This window comes from Candidatus Pelagibacter sp. PS_40, from assembly GCF_059417765.1.
Map to the genome: position 1 here is coordinate 544,042 of NZ_CM182064.1, position 17,546 is coordinate 561,587.

The window sequence follows — 17,546 nt, forward strand, 5'->3', positions numbered from 1 at the left end:
ATCCTAAAAAATAATTTTATAAATTCCAATTAAAAATAATGGTATCTGTAACCCAAAGTTTGTTAATATAGCCTTATCTTTTGATATAAAACCAGCTATTGTCCAACCAATAACTCCAAGTCCATGGAAGTAGATGTTAATAGGGTAGATATTTAAGTTAGTTAATAATATTCCAGTTAATATTAAAGCAGTGCTGATCCATTTTAGGTATTTTTTTATAAACATAGTCTCCTTTAAATGTAAGATTTGTTAGGAATTTATTACAATTATAGAACAAACAAAAACCTTTATTACTAGGGTATTGACATAAAAAAGTGTTATGTTATAACATAACATAATGAATAATAACGACATAGTTTTTGATATAATTAAGAAATCTAAAAAGCATTTAACGGCTTATGAAATATTAGATAAATTTCAAAAATTTAAAAAGATACAGCCAATGGCTGTTTACAGATCTTTAAAAAAACTAATTGAAGAAGATAAGATACATAAATCTAATCAAAATAAGACCTATGTATTGTGTAGTCATGAGCATGTTAAGCATAATCCATCTATAGCTATTTGTAGAGATTGTGGAGACACAGAAGAGCTTAAATCAGAATTATTTGAAACAATATTTAAAAAAAACCCAATCAAAAAATATGACTTCAGCAATTTTCAGCTTGAAGTCTCAACGATATGTAGGAGATGTAACTAATGGAACATGCACATGAATTACCAGAATTTCTTCATTTTTTAGAAGAACTTATAGAAGAATATGGAATATTAAGAGGATTTGTATTTGGTTTTGTTCATACTTTAATACCATTAATTGGTTTTTATTCAGGTTGGAGCATAAACCGTTTTTTGAAATTAGTTTCTAATGGTGCTATTGCTGGAATAATTGGAATAGTTTTAGCTCATATTATAGCAGACTTTATAGCAGCCTTACTTGATCCAAATTTAAAAAGTGCTGCCTTTGGAATTGTTCTTGGTGGCTTCTTACCTTTATTAGCGGTACCTTTTTTAGAAAAATATGTAACGAAAAGCCAATACCATAATGTTGTTGGTGATCACGAAGATCTAAAAAAAGATTTGAAAAGCAAGCATAAATAATATTTAATATTGGGATGAGTACAGTTCCCTTAACATTAAAAGAAATTTTAGAACTAGCCAAAAAAACACTATTAGCTAATGGTTGTGATGAGGAAAATGCTAGTATTTTAGCAGATACTATTATGAGAGCTGAAAGAGATGGTTCTGTTTCTCATGGTTTGTTTAGATTACCAGCTTATGTAGCAGGCTTAAAAAGTAAAAAAATTAATGGTAAGGCAAGACCCGAATTAAAAAATGTTGCTCCAAGTATTATTAAAGTATTAGGCAACAATGCAGTTGCTCCTATGGTTTTAAGTTTAGGATTACCTGCAGTTATTGATTTAGCAAAAAAAAATGGTGTAGCAATTCTTGCTATAAAAAATTCACATCATATGGCAGCCCTTTGGCCTGAAACTGAAGCTATTGCTGAAGCAGGACTTGTTGGTATTGCTTGCACATCTTATAAGCCAGCTGTTGCACCAGCGGGTGCTACGAAACCTTTATATGGAACAAATCCAATTTCTTTTGCTTGGCCTAGACCTGGTAAAACTCCTGTTGTCTATGATATGGCAACTGCTTCAATGGCAATGGGTGAAGTTCAAATTGCAAAAAGAGAAGGGCACAAAGTTCCCCTTGGAACGGGTTTAACTAAAGAGGGTAAAGAAACAACCGATCCTGGAGAAATAGCTGATGGTGGAGTTATACTTCCTTTTGGAGGCTATAAAGGATCTAGTATTGCAATGATGGTTGAATTATTAGCTGGAGCATTAATAGGTGAAAATTTTAGTTTTGAAACTGCTGCTAAAGATAATAACGATGGTGGTCCTCCAAGTGGTGGTGAATTTATCTTGGCAATCTCACCAGATAAAATTTCTAGTAAAGGTTGGGATAAACACGCAGATGAATTTTTTAGTAAAATGTCAGCTATGGAGGGTGTTAGGCTTCCAGGAGAAAGAAGACATATAAATAGATTAAATAAAGGACCAAGAAATATTAATGAAGAACTCGTTAATAAAATTAAATCTTTAAGCTAATTCAATTTCAATAGGTGTGTGATCAGAAGGTTTTTCTTTTCCTCTCGGATCTTTATTAATATTAACATTCTTTACTATATTTAATAAAGAATTTGATACTAAGAAGTGGTCAATTCTTAATCCATTATTTTTCTGCCAAGCACCTCTCATATAATCCCAATAAGTATAGCCTTCCTTTTCACCATGAATGTGACGGTAGGCATCATGAAAACCCAGATTAATCATTTCTCTAAATTTTTTTCGTATCTCAAGTCTGTATAAAGCATCATCTTCAAACCCTTTAATATTATAAGCATCTTCAGCTGAGGGAAGAATATTAAAATCTCCAGCTAAGATAATATTTTCATTTTTCTTTGAAAGAGTTTTTAATTGTTTAATTAATTTATCTAACCAGTTTTTTTTATAAGTGTATTTATCAGTATCTACAGGATTACCATTTGGAGTATAAATATTAATCAGTTGAATATTTTTTTTCTTATGCTTTAGTTCAGCTGAAATAATCCTAGATTGTTTCAATTTATCTTTAATCAAATCTATTTTAACATTTTCTAGTTTGTATTTGGATATAATAGCAACACCATTATAACTTTTTTGTCCAAATACATGACTCTCATAATCTAATGCTGAAAAATCATCATAGGGAAAAGTCTCATCTTGTGTTTTAATTTCCTGCATCATAACAACATCTGGAGAAAATTTTTGAAGATATTCTTTAATATTTTCAATTCTTGCTCTAACAGAATTTACATTCCAAGATGTAATAATCATTATATAGAGAAAGAAACACCACAACCGCAAGAAGATTTACTTTGTGGGTTAGTGATCTTGAATTGATCGCCAATTAGTTCTGAAACAAAGTCCACTTCTGAACCTTTTAATAAGTCTGCTGAAGTTTTATCTATAAGAATATTTTCATGTTTTAAGTCGTCAGCTTCTAATTTTTTGTCAAAAGTAAACTCATATTGAAAACCTGAACAACCACCGCCTTTAATAGCGATTCTAAAAAATGACCCTGGATCTTTTTGAGACAACAAATTATTAATCTGTTTTATAGCTTTATCTGTAAATTTAATTTCTTTAATCATATAACAACACTGATAATACTAATATAATATCAATTTATTAAATTTAAAGTATGAATAATTACTCAAATTTAGCTTTATCTAAAAGCAAAGGTCGTATTTTTAAAGAAGCTAATTCACTTTACAGAACCCCATTTCAAAGAGACAGAGATAGAATTATTCACAGTGCCTCATTCAGAAGGTTAAAACATAAAACACAAGTTTTTGTTAACACAGAAGGGGATCATTTTAGAACTAGAATTACCCATTCAATTGAGGTTGCGCAAATTGCAAGATCAATAGCTAAACATTTAGGTTTAAATGATGATCTAGCTGAAACCTTAAGTTTGGCTCACGACTTAGGGCATACTCCGTTCGGACATGCTGGAGAAGATGCTCTTAATGAATGTATGGTTAACTTTGGAGGCTTTGACCACAATCTTCAAACCTTAAGAATAGTTATGTTTCTTGAGCATAAATACCTTAAATTTAAAGGCCTGAACTTAACATTAGAAACTTTAGATGGATTATTAAAGCACAATGGCGCAATTGATGATCTCTTCACAGTTAATAGGTTGATTGGATTAAAAAGTTTTAAGAATAAAATAAACTTTACTAACTCTGGTTCATTGGAAGCTCAAATATCAGCAATCTCAGATGACATTGCTTATAATAATCATGACATACAAGATGGAATTAGAGCTAAAATGTTTAATTTAAACGACTTGATTGAAATTAATTTTTTTAAAGATATTTATAAATCACACAAAAATAATATTAAAAACAACAATAAAGATATTTTGATATATCAAATAATACGAGATTCAATTGATTTAATGGTTAGAGATTTAATTAAGAATACTAAAAATAATTTAAAAAATAATAAAGTCAAATCTTTAAAAGATGTTTATAACTTAGATGATCCTATAGTGTGTTTTTCAAGTAAATTTCTTAAAATTGAAAAAGAAGTTAGGTTTTTCCTTAGAAGCAAAATGTATAACAATAAAAAAGTATTATTAAAAAATAATCATGGAAAAAAAATTATTAATAAACTCTTTTATAAAATTAAGAATAAGCCCAAAAAATTTTTAAACGATGATCAATTAAAGAATGACCTAAATAGAGCAATAGCTGATTTTATCTCAGGTATGACAGATAGATATGCAATCAATTTAAATAAAGGTATTTAATGAACATTTTTGATCTCTACTTGGATAAAATAATAATCTTGATTAAAAAGCTTAATAAAGATGGTTCTTTAGAATTACCTGAATCTTTAAATGGAATTAATGTAGATATACCACCATCAAATTTTGACTGCGATATATCAACCAATGTAGCCATGGTGCTCTCTAAGGCTAATAAAAAATCTCCAATTGATATTGCAAATATTTTAATTGAATTAATTAAAAATGAAGATGAAAAAATAGAATCTATTTCTGCAGCAAAACCAGGATTTATTAATATTAAATTTAAGACAATATATTGGAATAATTTTATTAAAAGTATTAATCAAAATCACAAGGATTACGGTGTCAATAATAAAGAAAAAAAACAAAAATATCTTATAGAATTTGTTTCAGCTAATCCCACTGGCCCTCTTCATGTTGGACATTGTAGAGGTGCAATATTGGGAGATGTTATTTCAAATATATTAATTTTTAACAAGCATGATGTTTCAAAAGAATATTATGTTAACGATTATGGTAATCAAATCATAAATTTTACAAAATCTGTTTTTTTTAGAATTAGGGAAATACTTTTTAATGAAAAATTCCCAATTGAAAACTCTGATTTATATCCTGGTGATTACTTAGTTGGTATTGCTAAAAATATTATAAAATCTAATAAAGTTTTAAAATTTGATAAATTTGAAAATGTTTCAAAAGAACTAACTTTATTATCGGTTTCAGAATCTTTAAAATTGATTAAAAATAATTTATCAAATCTTGGAATAGTGCACGATAGATTTACAAGTGAAACTGATATTGTCTTAAATAATGAAGTTCAGAAAGCAATTGATAAATTAAAGGAAAAAAAGCTTGTTTATAGTGGAAAAATTAAGGCTCCCAAAGGTGAAGATGATGAAAACTGGGTAGAAAGGGAGCAACTTTTATTTAAATCAACAGATTTTGGTGACGATAAAGATAGAGCACTTCAAAAGTCTGATAAAGCGTGGACTTACTTTGCTAGTGATGTTGCCTATCATGATAATAAATTAAATAGAAATTACGATACACTTATTAATATATTAGGGGCTGACCATGCTGGCTATATTAAAAGAATAACTTCTGTCGTTGAAGCTCTATCAGGAGATAAAAAAAAATTGATTTGTAAAGTAAGTCAACTCGTCAAATTAATTAAAGATGGAAAACCTTTTAAAATGTCAAAAAGAAAAGGTGACTACATAACAGTTGAAGACTTGATAGCCGAAGTTGGTAAAGATGCTACGAGATTTATTATGCTTAATAGAAGTAGCGATGTAGAGTTAGATTTTGATTTTACAAAAGTTAAAGAAAAATCTAAAGATAACCCACTTTATTATGTCCAATACTGTTATGCTAGAATATCATCTGTCTTTAGACACGTAAATCTTAATATAGAAAATGATTTGAATATAAAAGATTACGAATTTGCATATACGGGTGATGAAATAAAGATATTAAAAAAAATAGCAGAATGGCCTAAGTGTATTGAAGCTGCAAGTCTAAGACTTGAACCCCACAGAATACCAGTTTATCTTTACGAACTATCATCAGAATTTCATTCTTATTGGAATATGGGCAAAGAGGATCAATCAAAAAGGTTTATTAACGAACAAAAGAAAATTTCAAATGATAAATTAGTTTTTTTAAAAGTTATATCTAATGTTATCAAATCTGGAATGGATATTGTTGGAGTAGACACTCCTCAAAAAATGTAATGTTAAAAGAACTTAAATATCTTTTATTTTTGATTGTTATAATTTTATTTTTTTTTCTATCTTTCAAATATTATTTTTCAAATGAAAATAAAAAAAATTCATACCGATCTTTGAAAAATATTGAGGATAAAACTGAAAATTATTCTCGCAATCTTATTATACTTAAAAGTGATACTGTTGACATTGTTGAATATGTTGAAAAAACCATAGATAAAAATAAAAAGAATTACAAGTTTTGGGAACTAATTAATAATGATGGATAATCGTAAAAGTTTCATAGTTGGTTTAAAATCTACTAAATTATTAACTAGTGAAAAAAAATTTCTAATTAAACACAAGCCTTGGGGAATAATACTTTTTTCAAGAAATATTAAAAATATTGAACAATTAAAAAAATTAACAGGTCAAATTAGAAAAATATTCAATGATAAAAAATATCCTATTTTAATTGATCAAGAGGGTGGTAGAGTTAATAGATTAAAAAAATTTTTTAAAGCAGATAAGTTTACTGGAGAATTTTTTGGTAATCTTTATCTTAAAGATAAAAAAAAATTTTATATCGAATATAAAAAGTTTATCAATAAAACTGTCTTATTATTAAAAAATGTAGGAATTAACATAAATACTTTACCAGTCCTTGATGTTAGATCCAAAGGATCAAGTGCAATAATTGGTGACAGAGCCTTTTCAGACAATGCAAAGATTGTTTCAGAAATTGGAGATATTTGTATTAAAGAGTTTCATAATAATAAAATTGCCACTGTGATAAAGCATATACCAGGACATGGTTTAGCAAAGGTCGATAGTCATAAAAAAACTCCTACAATCAATAAGGAATTAAGATATTTAAATAATCATGACTTTTTGGCATTCAAAAATAAAAACAGTTTATTTGCAATGACAGCACATCTTATTTATAAAAAAATTGACAAAGTTAATACCGCAACACATTCGAAGAAAATTATAAAATTAATAAGAAATCTAATTAAATTTAGAAATATTTTGATGTCCGACGATATATCAATGAAAAGTTTAAAAGGCTCTATAGCAATTAATACAAAGAAATCTTTTAGTGCAGGTTGTGATTTAGTTCTTCATTGTAATGGAAATTTAAAAGAAATGAATGATGTAGCCCTATATTCACCAGTTATAAGTAAGTTTATTAAAAAAAAAACATCACAATTTTATAAGATTATAAGCTAATATTTGTCATGTCCGATTCTGATTCTAAAAACTTTAATGTAGATCTTGATAATTATAACGGCCCACTTGATGTGTTATTAGATTTGGCAAAAGCTCAAAAAGTTAATCTTGAGAATATTTCTATAACATTACTGGCTGATCAATTTCACAATTATATTACTAATGAAAAAAATCTAAATCTAGAATCTGCATCAGAATACTTGTTGATGGCTACATGGTTAACTTATCTTAAATCAAAACTTTTGTTGCCAGGAAATCCAGAAGAAGAATTTAAAGTTTTAGAAGTTGCTGAAAAATTAAAATTACAATTAAAAAAATTAGAATTGATTAGATTACTTTCTGACCAAATGTTACAAAGAAAAAGACTTGGTAGAGAAATAAGAACTAGAGGAATTAAAGGAAATATACGATCTATATATAGTACTGAATATAAACTAAATCTTTACGAACTTTTAAAATCTTATTCCTCAATTATTATGACCAAAGATTTTCAAAGGATGAATATTCCTAAACTTCCAGTTTTTACCACTGAAGATGGCATCAAAAGAATAAAAGAATTCTTTGGTAAATTAATTGATTGGAGAAATATTAATGAACTAATACCTTCTTCATTTAAAAGTGGCTCAAAATTTAAAACAACCGGTAAAGCAGGAATTTTTGCTGGTTCCTTAGAGCTGGTTAAAGAGGGCAATCTGACTATAAAGCAAGAAAACTTATTTGATGATATTTATATTAAAGAATTAAAATGACAAAAATAAAAAAAAAACAAATAACAATATAGTTACTTTCCCATCAAAAATGAATGATGGCGAAAGAGAAGTTGAGGCAATAATTTTTGCTGCTGCTGAACCATTAGATATTGACACTATCGAATCTAAAATTTCAAAAAAAATTGATGTTTTAAAATCATTACAGAAATTACAAAAAGAATATTCATCAAGAGGAATTAATCTAGTTTGTATTTCTAATAAATGGTCTTTTAGAACTTCTGAAAATTTATCGAACCTTATGTCTCAAGAAAAAACTGTAGAAAAAAAATTATCAAGAGCTGCAGTTGAAACATTAGCAATAATTGTTTATCACCAACCTGTTACTAGAGCTGAAATAGAAGAAATAAGAGGTGTTGCTTTTGGAACAAACACACTTGAGATTTTAATGGAGCTAAATTGGGTAAAACCACAAGGCCGTAAAGATGTACCCGGTAAACCAATTCAGTATGGAACAACTGATGATTTCTTAAGTCATTTTAGTCTTCAAAAATTGTCTGATTTACCTACAGTTGACGAATTGGGATCTGCCGGTCTTATTGATAGCTCAAATATTGATAATGCAATATTTGGTACTGGTAAATTTTACAAAGAGAAACAAGTTGAAAAAAAAGAGGATATTTATGAAAATATCGATGAGATGTTAGGTGGAACACTAAGTCCAGATGAAGAAAAGTAAAAAGTTACTTTAAAAATAAATTTAAAAGAGGTATAAAATATTATGAGCATTGGAATTTGGCAAATAGCAATCGTAGTTATTCTTGTTGTACTTTTATTTGGTAGAGGCAAGATATCTAGCTTAATGGGCGATGTAGCCAAAGGTATAAAAAGTTTTAAAAAAGGTATGGCTACAGACATTACAGACGAACCTGAGCCTAAAAATGTTTCAGAAAATAATCAAGATAGCAAAGACAAAGAATAGATTAAATGCCCACTATTGGCTGGTTTGAGATTTTAATAGTAGTTGCTGTTGCAATCATTGTTATTGGACCCAAGGATTTCCCCTATATGTTAAAAAAAGTTGGTTCGTGGATTGGAACTACAAAAAGATATATTAGCAATATACAAAATGAGGTAGCTGACCTTGATATCAATTCTAATGAAATACAAAAACCTATAGAAGAAAAAAAAGATAATGACAAAATCTGAAAATGAAGGCGGTTTTGTAAGCCATCTAACTGAACTTAGAAAAAGATTAATTCATTCTTTTATTTTTTTATTCATTTTTTTTATTGGATGTTATTTTTTTTCAGAACATTTATATGGTTTTTTAGTTGAACCTTTTGCTAAAGCAGTAAATGAAAGTGGAACTGATAGAAGGTTAATTTTTACAGCTTTACAGGAAACATTTTTAACATACTTAAAGGTTTCTTTTTTTGCAGCATTCTTTGTTACATGTCCCTATATATTGGTACAAATATGGAAATTTATTGCACCAGGACTCTATAAGCATGAAAAAATTGCAATTGTTCCTTATCTAGTTTTAACGCCTATATTATTTTTTCTAGGAGGCATGCTTGTTTATTATTTAATAATGCCACTAGCTATTAAGTTTTTTCTCTCTTTTGAGAGTACAGGAGCTTCAACAGGATTACCCATTCAATTGGAAGCTAAAGTTAGCGAATATCTTTCTCTGGTTATGAAATTAATTTTTGCATTCGGTATAAGTTTTCAGTTACCAGTTGTCCTTAGCTTATTAGCTAGAGTAGGTATTGTTGATGCTGAATTTCTTAGAAAAAAAAGAAAATATGTCGTTGTAATGATTTTTGCTGCAGCTGCACTATTAACACCACCTGATCCCATAACTCAAATTGGACTAGCAATACCATTATTGATTTTATATGAATTATCTATATTTTCTGTAAACATTATAGATAAGAAAAATAAAAAAAATGCATAATATTAAAGAAATTAGAAATGATGTTGAGGCTTTTAAAAAAGCTTTGAATAAAAGATTTATAGAAATAGATGTGGATAAGATTTTATCGTTGGATGAGAATAATAGAGATTACATCCAACAAAGAGAATTACTTGAAAAAGAAAAAAAAGATATCTCAAAGTCTAAAGATCAATCACTTTTTGAAAAATCAAAAAAGATAACTGTTGAAATAGATAATATTAGTAAATTACAAGCTGGTGTTAAAAATGAATTGGAAACAATTTTGTCATCAATACCAAATATACCTCATCCAGACGTTCCTACAGGTAAAGATGAAAACTCAAATGTAGAAATTTCTAAATCAGGAACAATACCAAATTTTAAATTTAAACCTAAATCACATTATGAATTAGGTGAAAACTTAAACATGCTTGATTTTGATCTAGCAACGAAAACTACTGGTTCAAGATTTGTTTTTGTAAAAGATAAATTGGCCATGCTAGAAAGAGCTTTATCAAATTTTATGCTTGATACACATGTGAATACTAATGGTTATGAAGAAATATCTCCGCCACTAATTGCAACTGATGCTACTATGTATGGTACGGGACAATTACCTAAATTTGATAATGACCAGTTTGAACTTAAATTAGACGACTCTAGTGACAGAAAATTTTTAATTCCAACTGCTGAAGTTATTTTAACCAATATTGTAAAAGACCAAATTATTGATAAAAAAAAACTTCCAATGCGAATGGTTGCCTCAACACCCTGTTTTAGAAAAGAAGCAGGAAGTTATGGTAAAGATACTAAGGGAATGATTAGACAGCACCAATTTTACAAAGTTGAAATGGTGAGTATTGTTGAAATTGATAAGTGCTTACCAGAACTTGATAGAATGACTGATTGTGCAACTAAAATTTTAGATTTACTAAAACTTCCATACCGAAAAATTGTTTTATGTACTGGTGATATGGGTTTTAGTGCTGAAAAAACTTTTGATATTGAGGTGTGGCTTCCATCGGAAGATAAATACAGAGAAATCTCAAGTTGCTCTTCATGTGGATCATTTCAAGCTAGAAGAATGAAAGCCAGATATAAAAACGAAAAAAAAGAAACTGTGCTTGTTGGCACCTTAAACGGCAGTGGTTTAGCAGTTGGTAGAACATTAGTTGCTATATTAGAAAATTATCAACAAGAAGACGGGTCTATTCTAGTGCCAGAAGCTTTAAAGCCTTACATGAATAATATTGAAAAAATCGTTAAGATTTAAAGTTGTTTTAATCAGACAGATGTTGTAAGAATTCATTTTAATTAAGGAGAATTATGGATCAAGGAATAGGCCAATTTATACCACTAATTTTAATTTTTGTTATTTTTTACTTTTTTTTAATAAGACCTCAACAAAAGAAAGTTAAAGAGCATAAAGCCATGGTAGAAAACTTATCAAGAGGAGACAAGGTTGTAACTTCTGCTGGTATTATTGGGACAGTTGAAAGAATTATTGATAATGAAAAAGTTGAAGTGCAAATTGCTGACAACGTTAAAGTAGAAATTATGAAATCTACAGGTATTCAAGGATTACTTAACTCCCCTGAAGTAAAAAAATAACATTTTACTAAAGTGTTATACTTTTCTAAATTAAGAATTACCTTAGTTTCTTTAGTATCAATTTTTTTTATTTTTATTGCTGCATCAAATTTTCAGAACCCTGAAGACAGTTTTATTTCAAAAAAGATAAATCTAGGTTTAGATTTACAAGGCGGATCATATCTTTTGCTTGAAATTGATAATGAACCCGTTGAGATTCAAAAATTACAAAATACAACAACTGTTATTAGAAATTTTTTAAAAGATAAGAAAATATCTTTTAATGATCTAAGAATTAAAGATAAAAAAATAATATTCAGTATACCCAATGATAATATTGAGTCGGTTCAATCTTTTTTTCTTGATAAAGAAAGTGATATTAACCCTTATTATTTTCAATATAAATCACATCAGTTTGATGTAAATATTCAAGATAATGAATTTATACTAACTCTATCAAAATATGGACTTATTGAAATTAAAACATCTTCACAAGATCAAGCTATAGAAATAGTTAGAAGAAGAGTTGATGAAGTTGGTACAAATGAACCCAATATACTGAAAAGAGGTAATAATAGAATTCTAGTTGAGCTTCCTGGTCTTGATGATCCCATGCGTATCAAGTCACTTTTAGGAAAAACTGCAAATTTAACATTTAGATTTGTCACTCAAAATAATAATGACACTTTTGGTACTGAAATGCTTCAATTTGAAGATGGAACTAACGAAGCAATGGTTAGCAAAAGAATAATCTTAAATGGTGAGAATTTATTGGATGCTCAACCACAAATGAATAATCAAACCAACGAAACAGTAGTATCATTTACACTTGATAGAGTGGGGGCAAAAAGATTTGGTAAAGCAACCAGTACAGGAATTGGCAAACAATTAGCAATTGTTCTAGATGGTAAAATTGTTAGTGCTCCAGTAATAAGGGATACTATAGCAAGTGGAAATGGTCAGATCAGTGGAAATTTTACATTTCAGTCTGCAACAGACTTGGCATTACTTCTAAGATCAGGAGCGTTACCAGCGCCGCTTAACATTATAGAAGAAAGAACAGTTGGACCTGACCTTGGTCAAGATTCAATTAATGCAGGAGTTATCGCCCTTATGATTGGTTTCTTATTGGTGATAATTTTTATGTTTGTTAAATATAGAATTTTTGGTCTAATTGCTAACATAACACTATTAATTAACTTATTTTTTTTAGTCGGTATTTTAACTTTATTTGAAGCAACATTAACACTTCCTGGAATAGCAGGTATCATTTTAACGGTTGGTATGGCAGTTGATGCTAACGTGTTAATTTTTGAAAGAATTAAAGAAGAATGCAAGAAAGAAAAAAATAATATTATAGCTTTTGATACAGGTTATGTGAAATCAAAAACTGCAATTATAGACGCAAATATAACCACATTAATTGCAGCTGTAATCTTATTCTTTATGGGCTCTGGACCTGTTAAAGGTTTCTCTGTGACTTTAGCTATAGGAATTTTTACAACACTGTTTTCAGTTTATTTTATTGCAAGAATGCTTACTGGCCTTTATGTCGTAAGAAATAAAGAAAAGACTGAACTAATATAATGATTAATTTTAATAAATTTTATAAACTATTTAATCTAATCTCTTTAAGTTTAGTTGTTGCATCTGTTCTATTATTATTTTTTAAAGGACTTAATTTTGGTGTAGATTTTAAAGGTGGAACTTTAATAGAACTAAGGTCTAACGATAAAAATATTAACGTTACTTCTTTAAGGCAATCTTTTAACAAAATGAAATTAGGAGATTTTAATATTAAAAAATTTGGCAATGAAAATGATTTTTTAATCAAAATAGAAAAAAAAGATACAAGTGCAAATGCTATAGAAGTTATAAAAAAAGATTTAACATCTTCATTGGGGAGTTCTTTTAATTTCAGAAGAGTTGAAAACGTAGGTCCAAAAGTTAGTTCTGAATTATTAAAGTCTGGTATTATTGCAATCGCACTATCTCTAGCTGCAATGTTATTTTACATATGGATAAGATTTGAATGGCAATTTAGCCTAGGTGCAATTTTAGCCTTATTTCATGATGTCATTATAACACTTGGTCTTTTTTCACTATTTAGTTTGGAAATAAATCTATCAATAGTTGCAGCCGTTTTAACTATAGTTGGTTATTCCATGAATGATACCGTTGTCATTTATGACAGAGTTAGAGAAAATTTAAGAAAGTTTTCTGATATCAAGATTTATGAACTTACAAATATCTCAATCAATGAAACACTTTCTAGAACTATAATCACATCAGTCACGACATTGCTTGCTTTAGTTTCAATTTATTTATTTGGTGGAGAAATATTAAAAGGTTTTTCACTAGCTATGATAATGGGTGTTGTATTTGGAACTTATTCTTCAATTTATATAGCTAATCCTATACTTGTGAAACTTAGAGTTTCCCAAAAAACAATCCTAAAAGAAGATACAGAATAGATTTAATAAAGATTTTGAGCTGCTACCATTGAAAGTAACATTGGTAACGATAAAAGAGTATTTGTTCTTGAAAACAACATTGCTGTCCTTGCTGATTTTGTTTTAACATCAGGTTCGCACTCAACAATACCTAGTGCTCTTTTTTGATTTGGCCAAATTATAAACCAAACATTAAAAGCCATGTATAAGCCAAGCCACATTCCAATACCAATAGCTGTACTTTTTCCACCACCACCTAAAGTCATAGCATCGTGTAAATAACCATTTAAATAAGCTAAAATTAATCCAGACAATACTGTTAGTAAAGCTGCCCATCTAAAATAAAACAAAGCTGCTGGCGCAATAACTTTACCTATAGCAGGTTTTTGTTCGTCAGGAATTTTAGGCATGTTTGGAATTTGAACAAAGTTAAAATACCAAAGAAGTCCAATCCACATAATAGCAACAGTTACATGAATAAATCTTGTTAACCAACTCAAAAAAATTGTATCATAATCAAAACCACCATTACCATAAAATAATCCTAGAAAAAGGATAATAGCTAAAACTAATGATGCATGTATTGTCTTTGGAAGCGATGATAGTAAATTACCCATAATTAGAATCACTTATACACTAATTTTTTAAATCTTTAACTTCTTTTTAAATTTTTCTTCCAGCATAGGTTTTAAGAATTCCCCAGTATAACTACCTTTTATTTTTATAATATCCTCAGGTTTGCCTTCTGCGATAATATTTCCTCCTTTGACACCACCCTCAGGACCCATATCAACAATATAATCAGCTGTTTTAATTACATCTAAATTATGCTCAATAACAACAACGGTATTTCCTAGTGCTACAAACGTATGTAGTATTTCTAATAATTTTTTAATATCATGCTGGTGAAGTCCAGTAGTTGGTTCATCTAAAATATACATAGTTCTTCCTGTAGATCTTTTCGATAGTTCCTTGGCTAACTTAATACGCTGAGCTTCTCCACCAGATAATGTTGTAGCCTGTTGTCCAATCTTTATATAACCAAGCCCAACTTTTTTTAATGTTAATAGTTTGGTTTTTATATTTGAAATATTTTCAAAGTATTCACATCCTTCATCAACAGACATATTTAATACATCGGCTATACTTTTATCCTTAAACTTTATTTCAAGAGTTTCTCTATTATATCTAGTTCCCTTACATTCATCACATTGTATATAAACATCAGGTAAGAAATGCATCTCGTATGTAATTACGCCATCGCCTTCACAAGCTTCACATCTTCCACCTTTAACATTAAATGAAAATCTTCCAGGTTTATACCCTCTTGTTTTTGACTCAGGTAGTGCAGTAAACCAATCTCTGATAGGCCCAAAGGCTCCGGTATAGGTTGCTGGATTTGATCTTGGTGTTCTCCCAATTGGTGATTGATCTATATCAATTATCTTATCTATAAGCTCAACACCCTTATAACCTTTAAATGCTTTTGGAACTTTTCTAGCTTTGTTATTTAAGGTTAAATTTAATGCATGATATAATGTTTGCAATATCAATGTAGATTTACCACTGCCAGAAACTCCAGTAACGCAAGTAAAGCTTCCTGTTGGAATTTTAAGATTAACGTTATTCAAATTATTTCCACTAGCTCCATTAATTTCTACAAATCTACCATTCTTAGCAAGTCTTCTAGTTCTCGGAATTTCTATATATTTTTTATGAGATAGGTATTGACCAGTGATACTATTTTTATTTTTAAGTATCTCGTTATAACTTCCTTGTGCAATGATCTCACCACCGTTAGTACCAGCTTCTGGTCCTAAATCTATTATGTGGTCAGCATTTTCCATAGTTTCAGTGTCATGCTCAACAACGATTACTGTGTTTCCAAGATCTCTTAGTCTTTTCAATGCATTAATTAGTTTAACATTATCTTTTTGGTGCAAACCTATAGAAGGTTCGTCAAGAACATATAATACTCCTGTCAATCCTGAACCAATTTGCGAAGCAAGCCTAATTCTTTGTGCTTCTCCACCAGAAAGAGTCCCGGACTCTCTTGATAAAGTTAAATACTCAAGTCCAACATTTAAAAGAAACGTTAACCTCTCATTAATTTCTTTTAGAATATGTTCTGCTATTTTAAATTGTCTTTTATCAAGATTTTGTTCCAACCCCTTAAACCAGTTAGCAGCATCTAAAATAGATTTTTTTGTAACATCGCTTATATTTTGATTATCAATTTTAACACATAAAGCTTCCTCTTTTAGTCTATTACCATTACAACCTTCACATGCAGAATCTGATTGATATTCCGCTATAGCTTCTCTCTTCCACTCACTGTCAGATTCTAGAAATCTTCTTTCAAGATTGTTTATAACACCTTCAAAAGTTTTTTTATGAGAGTATTTTTCATATCCATCATCATAGACAAATTTTATTTCTTCTTCGTCTGATCCAAATAAAACTACATCTTTAAATTTTTTGGGTAATTTTTTCCATTTTTCATCTAAAGAAAATCCATAGTGTTTAGCAATAGAGGCTAATGTTTGAGCATAATATAGTGTGGTCGATTTAGCCCATGGTTCTATAGCACCATCAGCTATACTTTTTTTTTCATCAGGAACTACTAAATTTGGATCTACATTTAATTTAATACCAATACCTTCACATTCAGCACAGGCCCCATATGGACTATTAAAAGAAAAAAGTCTTGGTTCAATTTCTTCGATTGTAAAACCACTTTCTGGACATGCAAATTTTGTCGAGTAAATTAATTTTTCAATTTTTCTAAATTTTTGAGGTAAAGTTTCGTCTTCGTACTCAACAAATACAAGACCATTTGATAAATTTACAGCTGTTTCAATACTTTCTGCTAAACGATTTCCTAGATTTGAGTTCAAAACAATTCTGTCAATTAAAACAGATATATCATGCTTAAGTTTTTTATCTAATTCAGGTGCTTTATCTATGTCATAAAGAACCTCATCAATTTTAATTTTTCTAAAGCCTCTTCTTTTATAGCTTAAAATATCTTTTCTATATTCACCTTTACGGCCACGGACCACTGGCGCATATATATAAATTGTAGATTTTTTGGGAAGTTTTTTTATTAAATCAACAATCTGTGTAATTGTTTGTGAAGTTATTGGCTTTCCAGTAAATGGAGAATAGGGCACACCAGCTCTTGCATAGAGCACTCGCATGTAATCATAAATTTCTGTAACTGTAGCAACAGTTGATCTTGGGTTCTTTGATGTATTTTTTTGTTCAATAGCTATTGCTGGACTCAATCCTTCAATAAGGTCAACGTTAGGTTTTTTCATTTTATCTAAAAATTGACGAGCATAAGCAGATAAACTTTCAACATATCTTCTTTGTCCTTCTGCATAGATAGTGTCAAATGCTAATGAAGATTTTCCAGAACCTGAAAGTCCAGTAATAACAACAAATTGATCTTTGGGTATTTCTACAGAAACATTCTTTAAATTATGCTCCTTTGCACCCTTGATAACTATCTTTTTGATCATAATTTTAGTTGCTTTAAATTAATAAAATTAATATT

Annotated in this window: 21 protein-coding genes; 16 read left to right on the forward strand and 5 right to left on the reverse strand. The window is 29.0% G+C overall.

From position 1 onward, the window contains the following. Positions 1 to 3 precede the first annotated feature (3 nt). Positions 4 to 225: a DUF6552 family protein gene (locus AC5SLW_RS02780; RefSeq protein ID WP_494575680.1), complete on the reverse strand. Its 222-nt coding sequence runs from the start codon at positions 223 to 225 to the stop codon at positions 4 to 6. A 112-nt stretch (positions 226 to 337) separates the two neighbouring features. Here AC5SLW_RS02780 and AC5SLW_RS02785 point away from each other — a divergent pair, with 112 nt between their 5' ends. The 3 genes from AC5SLW_RS02785 to AC5SLW_RS02795 are packed head-to-tail and all read left to right on the forward strand — an operon-like array spanning position 338 to position 2,111. Next, positions 338 to 700: a Fur family transcriptional regulator gene (locus AC5SLW_RS02785; RefSeq protein ID WP_494575682.1), complete on the forward strand. Its 363-nt coding sequence runs from the start codon at positions 338 to 340 to the stop codon at positions 698 to 700. Beyond that, positions 700 to 1,098: a hypothetical protein gene (locus tag AC5SLW_RS02790; RefSeq protein WP_006996953.1), complete on the forward strand. Its 399-nt coding sequence runs from the start codon at positions 700 to 702 to the stop codon at positions 1,096 to 1,098. The genes AC5SLW_RS02785 and AC5SLW_RS02790 overlap by 1 nt, the downstream gene beginning before the upstream one ends. Before the next feature lie 14 nt (positions 1,099 to 1,112). Further along, a complete protein-coding gene (locus AC5SLW_RS02795) occupies positions 1,113 to 2,111 on the forward strand; it encodes an Ldh family oxidoreductase (protein ID WP_494575684.1) in 999 nt (332 codons plus the stop codon). Here AC5SLW_RS02795 and xth read toward each other — a convergent pair. Beyond that, positions 2,103 to 2,879: an exodeoxyribonuclease III gene (gene xth / locus AC5SLW_RS02800; RefSeq protein ID WP_494575686.1), complete on the reverse strand. Its 777-nt coding sequence runs from the start codon at positions 2,877 to 2,879 to the stop codon at positions 2,103 to 2,105. The two genes, AC5SLW_RS02795 and xth, sit on opposite strands and share 9 nt — an antisense overlap. Then, positions 2,879 to 3,196, reverse strand: coding sequence for a HesB/IscA family protein (locus AC5SLW_RS02805; protein WP_006996950.1), 318 nt, complete (start codon positions 3,194 to 3,196; stop codon positions 2,879 to 2,881). The genes xth and AC5SLW_RS02805 overlap by 1 nt, the downstream gene beginning before the upstream one ends. A 50-nt stretch (positions 3,197 to 3,246) precedes the next feature. On the opposite strand from AC5SLW_RS02805, the gene AC5SLW_RS02810 reads away from it, so the two are divergent. Genes AC5SLW_RS02810 through secF form a run of 13 tightly spaced genes read left to right on the forward strand, consistent with a single transcriptional unit; the run spans position 3,247 to position 14,008 of the window. Further along, the gene (locus AC5SLW_RS02810; RefSeq protein WP_494575688.1) at positions 3,247 to 4,362 is read left to right on the forward strand and encodes a deoxyguanosinetriphosphate triphosphohydrolase; all 1,116 of its coding nucleotides are present in this window, start codon (positions 3,247 to 3,249) and stop codon (positions 4,360 to 4,362) included. After that, the gene (gene argS / locus AC5SLW_RS02815; protein WP_494575690.1) at positions 4,362 to 6,095 is read left to right on the forward strand and encodes an arginine--tRNA ligase; all 1,734 of its coding nucleotides are present in this window, start codon (positions 4,362 to 4,364) and stop codon (positions 6,093 to 6,095) included. Before AC5SLW_RS02810 ends, argS begins: the two co-directional genes overlap by 1 nt. After that, positions 6,095 to 6,358, forward strand: a complete 264-nt coding sequence (locus tag AC5SLW_RS02820) for a hypothetical protein (protein WP_011282074.1) — start codon at positions 6,095 to 6,097, stop codon at positions 6,356 to 6,358. Before argS ends, AC5SLW_RS02820 begins: the two co-directional genes overlap by 1 nt. Then, the gene (locus AC5SLW_RS02825; RefSeq protein WP_011282075.1) at positions 6,348 to 7,298 is read left to right on the forward strand and encodes a glycoside hydrolase family 3 N-terminal domain-containing protein; all 951 of its coding nucleotides are present in this window, start codon (positions 6,348 to 6,350) and stop codon (positions 7,296 to 7,298) included. The genes AC5SLW_RS02820 and AC5SLW_RS02825 overlap by 11 nt, the downstream gene beginning before the upstream one ends. A gap of 8 nt (positions 7,299 to 7,306) precedes the next feature. Beyond that, a complete protein-coding gene (locus AC5SLW_RS02830) occupies positions 7,307 to 8,047 on the forward strand; it encodes a segregation and condensation protein A (protein ID WP_018414110.1) in 741 nt (246 codons plus the stop codon). Positions 8,048 to 8,096: 49 nt separating this feature from the next. Next, a complete protein-coding gene (gene scpB, locus AC5SLW_RS02835; protein WP_494575693.1) occupies positions 8,097 to 8,744 on the forward strand; it encodes an SMC-Scp complex subunit ScpB in 648 nt (215 codons plus the stop codon). 42 nt (positions 8,745 to 8,786) lie between these two features. Then, a complete protein-coding gene (tatA, locus tag AC5SLW_RS02840; protein ID WP_006996943.1) occupies positions 8,787 to 8,987 on the forward strand; it encodes a twin-arginine translocase TatA/TatE family subunit in 201 nt (66 codons plus the stop codon). Positions 8,988 to 8,992: 5 nt separating this feature from the next. Beyond that, positions 8,993 to 9,214: a Sec-independent protein translocase protein TatB gene (tatB, locus tag AC5SLW_RS02845; protein WP_006996942.1), complete on the forward strand. Its 222-nt coding sequence runs from the start codon at positions 8,993 to 8,995 to the stop codon at positions 9,212 to 9,214. Beyond that, the gene (tatC, locus tag AC5SLW_RS02850) at positions 9,201 to 9,965 is read left to right on the forward strand and encodes a twin-arginine translocase subunit TatC (protein ID WP_006996941.1); all 765 of its coding nucleotides are present in this window, start codon (positions 9,201 to 9,203) and stop codon (positions 9,963 to 9,965) included. Before tatB ends, tatC begins: the two co-directional genes overlap by 14 nt. After that, positions 9,958 to 11,217, forward strand: coding sequence for a serine--tRNA ligase (gene serS, locus AC5SLW_RS02855; protein ID WP_026225067.1), 1,260 nt, complete (start codon positions 9,958 to 9,960; stop codon positions 11,215 to 11,217). The genes tatC and serS overlap by 8 nt, the downstream gene beginning before the upstream one ends. 50 nt (positions 11,218 to 11,267) lie before the next feature. Next, positions 11,268 to 11,555 (forward strand): preprotein translocase subunit YajC, encoded by a 288-nt coding sequence (gene yajC / locus AC5SLW_RS02860; protein ID WP_494575821.1) that lies wholly within the window; start codon positions 11,268 to 11,270, stop codon positions 11,553 to 11,555. A 12-nt stretch (positions 11,556 to 11,567) separates the two neighbouring features. After that, positions 11,568 to 13,121 (forward strand): protein translocase subunit SecD, encoded by a 1,554-nt coding sequence (gene secD / locus AC5SLW_RS02865; protein ID WP_494575697.1) that lies wholly within the window; start codon positions 11,568 to 11,570, stop codon positions 13,119 to 13,121. Beyond that, complete coding sequence (gene secF, locus AC5SLW_RS02870; RefSeq protein ID WP_484014221.1) at positions 13,121 to 14,008, forward strand: protein translocase subunit SecF; 888 nt, start codon at positions 13,121 to 13,123, stop codon at positions 14,006 to 14,008. Before secD ends, secF begins: the two co-directional genes overlap by 1 nt. Before the next feature lie 2 nt (positions 14,009 to 14,010). Here secF and AC5SLW_RS02875 read toward each other — a convergent pair whose 3' ends face one another. Beyond that, positions 14,011 to 14,604, reverse strand: coding sequence for a urate hydroxylase PuuD (locus tag AC5SLW_RS02875; RefSeq protein ID WP_494575699.1), 594 nt, complete (start codon positions 14,602 to 14,604; stop codon positions 14,011 to 14,013). Between the two features lie 27 nt (positions 14,605 to 14,631). Beyond that, positions 14,632 to 17,511, reverse strand: coding sequence for an excinuclease ABC subunit UvrA (uvrA, locus tag AC5SLW_RS02880; protein WP_494575701.1), 2,880 nt, complete (start codon positions 17,509 to 17,511; stop codon positions 14,632 to 14,634). Positions 17,512 to 17,546: the final 35 nt, after the last annotated feature.

Bases quoted from the DNA above. Each gene is read 5' to 3' on its own strand.
- uvrA (WP_494575701.1), bottom strand. From the start codon at position 17,511: ATGATCAAAAAGATAGTTATCAAGGGTGCAAAGGAGCATAATTTAAAG.
- AC5SLW_RS02810 (WP_494575688.1), top strand. From the start codon at position 3,247: ATGAATAATTACTCAAATTTAGCTTTATCTAAAAGCAAAGGTCGTATT.
- AC5SLW_RS02820 (WP_011282074.1), top strand. From the start codon at position 6,095: ATGTTAAAAGAACTTAAATATCTTTTATTTTTGATTGTTATAATTTTA.
- AC5SLW_RS02780 (WP_494575680.1), bottom strand. From the start codon at position 225: ATGTTTATAAAAAAATACCTAAAATGGATCAGCACTGCTTTAATATTA.
- AC5SLW_RS02875 (WP_494575699.1), bottom strand. From the start codon at position 14,604: ATGGGTAATTTACTATCATCGCTTCCAAAGACAATACATGCATCATTA.
- xth (WP_494575686.1), bottom strand. From the start codon at position 2,879: ATGATTATTACATCTTGGAATGTAAATTCTGTTAGAGCAAGAATTGAA.
- AC5SLW_RS02785 (WP_494575682.1), top strand. From the start codon at position 338: ATGAATAATAACGACATAGTTTTTGATATAATTAAGAAATCTAAAAAG.
- argS (WP_494575690.1), top strand. From the start codon at position 4,362: ATGAACATTTTTGATCTCTACTTGGATAAAATAATAATCTTGATTAAA.
- AC5SLW_RS02795 (WP_494575684.1), top strand. From the start codon at position 1,113: ATGAGTACAGTTCCCTTAACATTAAAAGAAATTTTAGAACTAGCCAAA.
- AC5SLW_RS02825 (WP_011282075.1), top strand. From the start codon at position 6,348: ATGATGGATAATCGTAAAAGTTTCATAGTTGGTTTAAAATCTACTAAA.
- serS (WP_026225067.1), top strand. From the start codon at position 9,958: ATGCATAATATTAAAGAAATTAGAAATGATGTTGAGGCTTTTAAAAAA.
- tatC (WP_006996941.1), top strand. From the start codon at position 9,201: ATGACAAAATCTGAAAATGAAGGCGGTTTTGTAAGCCATCTAACTGAA.
- AC5SLW_RS02790 (WP_006996953.1), top strand. From the start codon at position 700: ATGGAACATGCACATGAATTACCAGAATTTCTTCATTTTTTAGAAGAA.
- tatA (WP_006996943.1), top strand. From the start codon at position 8,787: ATGAGCATTGGAATTTGGCAAATAGCAATCGTAGTTATTCTTGTTGTA.
- scpB (WP_494575693.1), top strand. From the start codon at position 8,097: ATGAATGATGGCGAAAGAGAAGTTGAGGCAATAATTTTTGCTGCTGCT.
- AC5SLW_RS02830 (WP_018414110.1), top strand. From the start codon at position 7,307: ATGTCCGATTCTGATTCTAAAAACTTTAATGTAGATCTTGATAATTAT.
- AC5SLW_RS02805 (WP_006996950.1), bottom strand. From the start codon at position 3,196: ATGATTAAAGAAATTAAATTTACAGATAAAGCTATAAAACAGATTAAT.
- tatB (WP_006996942.1), top strand. From the start codon at position 8,993: ATGCCCACTATTGGCTGGTTTGAGATTTTAATAGTAGTTGCTGTTGCA.
- secF (WP_484014221.1), top strand. From the start codon at position 13,121: ATGATTAATTTTAATAAATTTTATAAACTATTTAATCTAATCTCTTTA.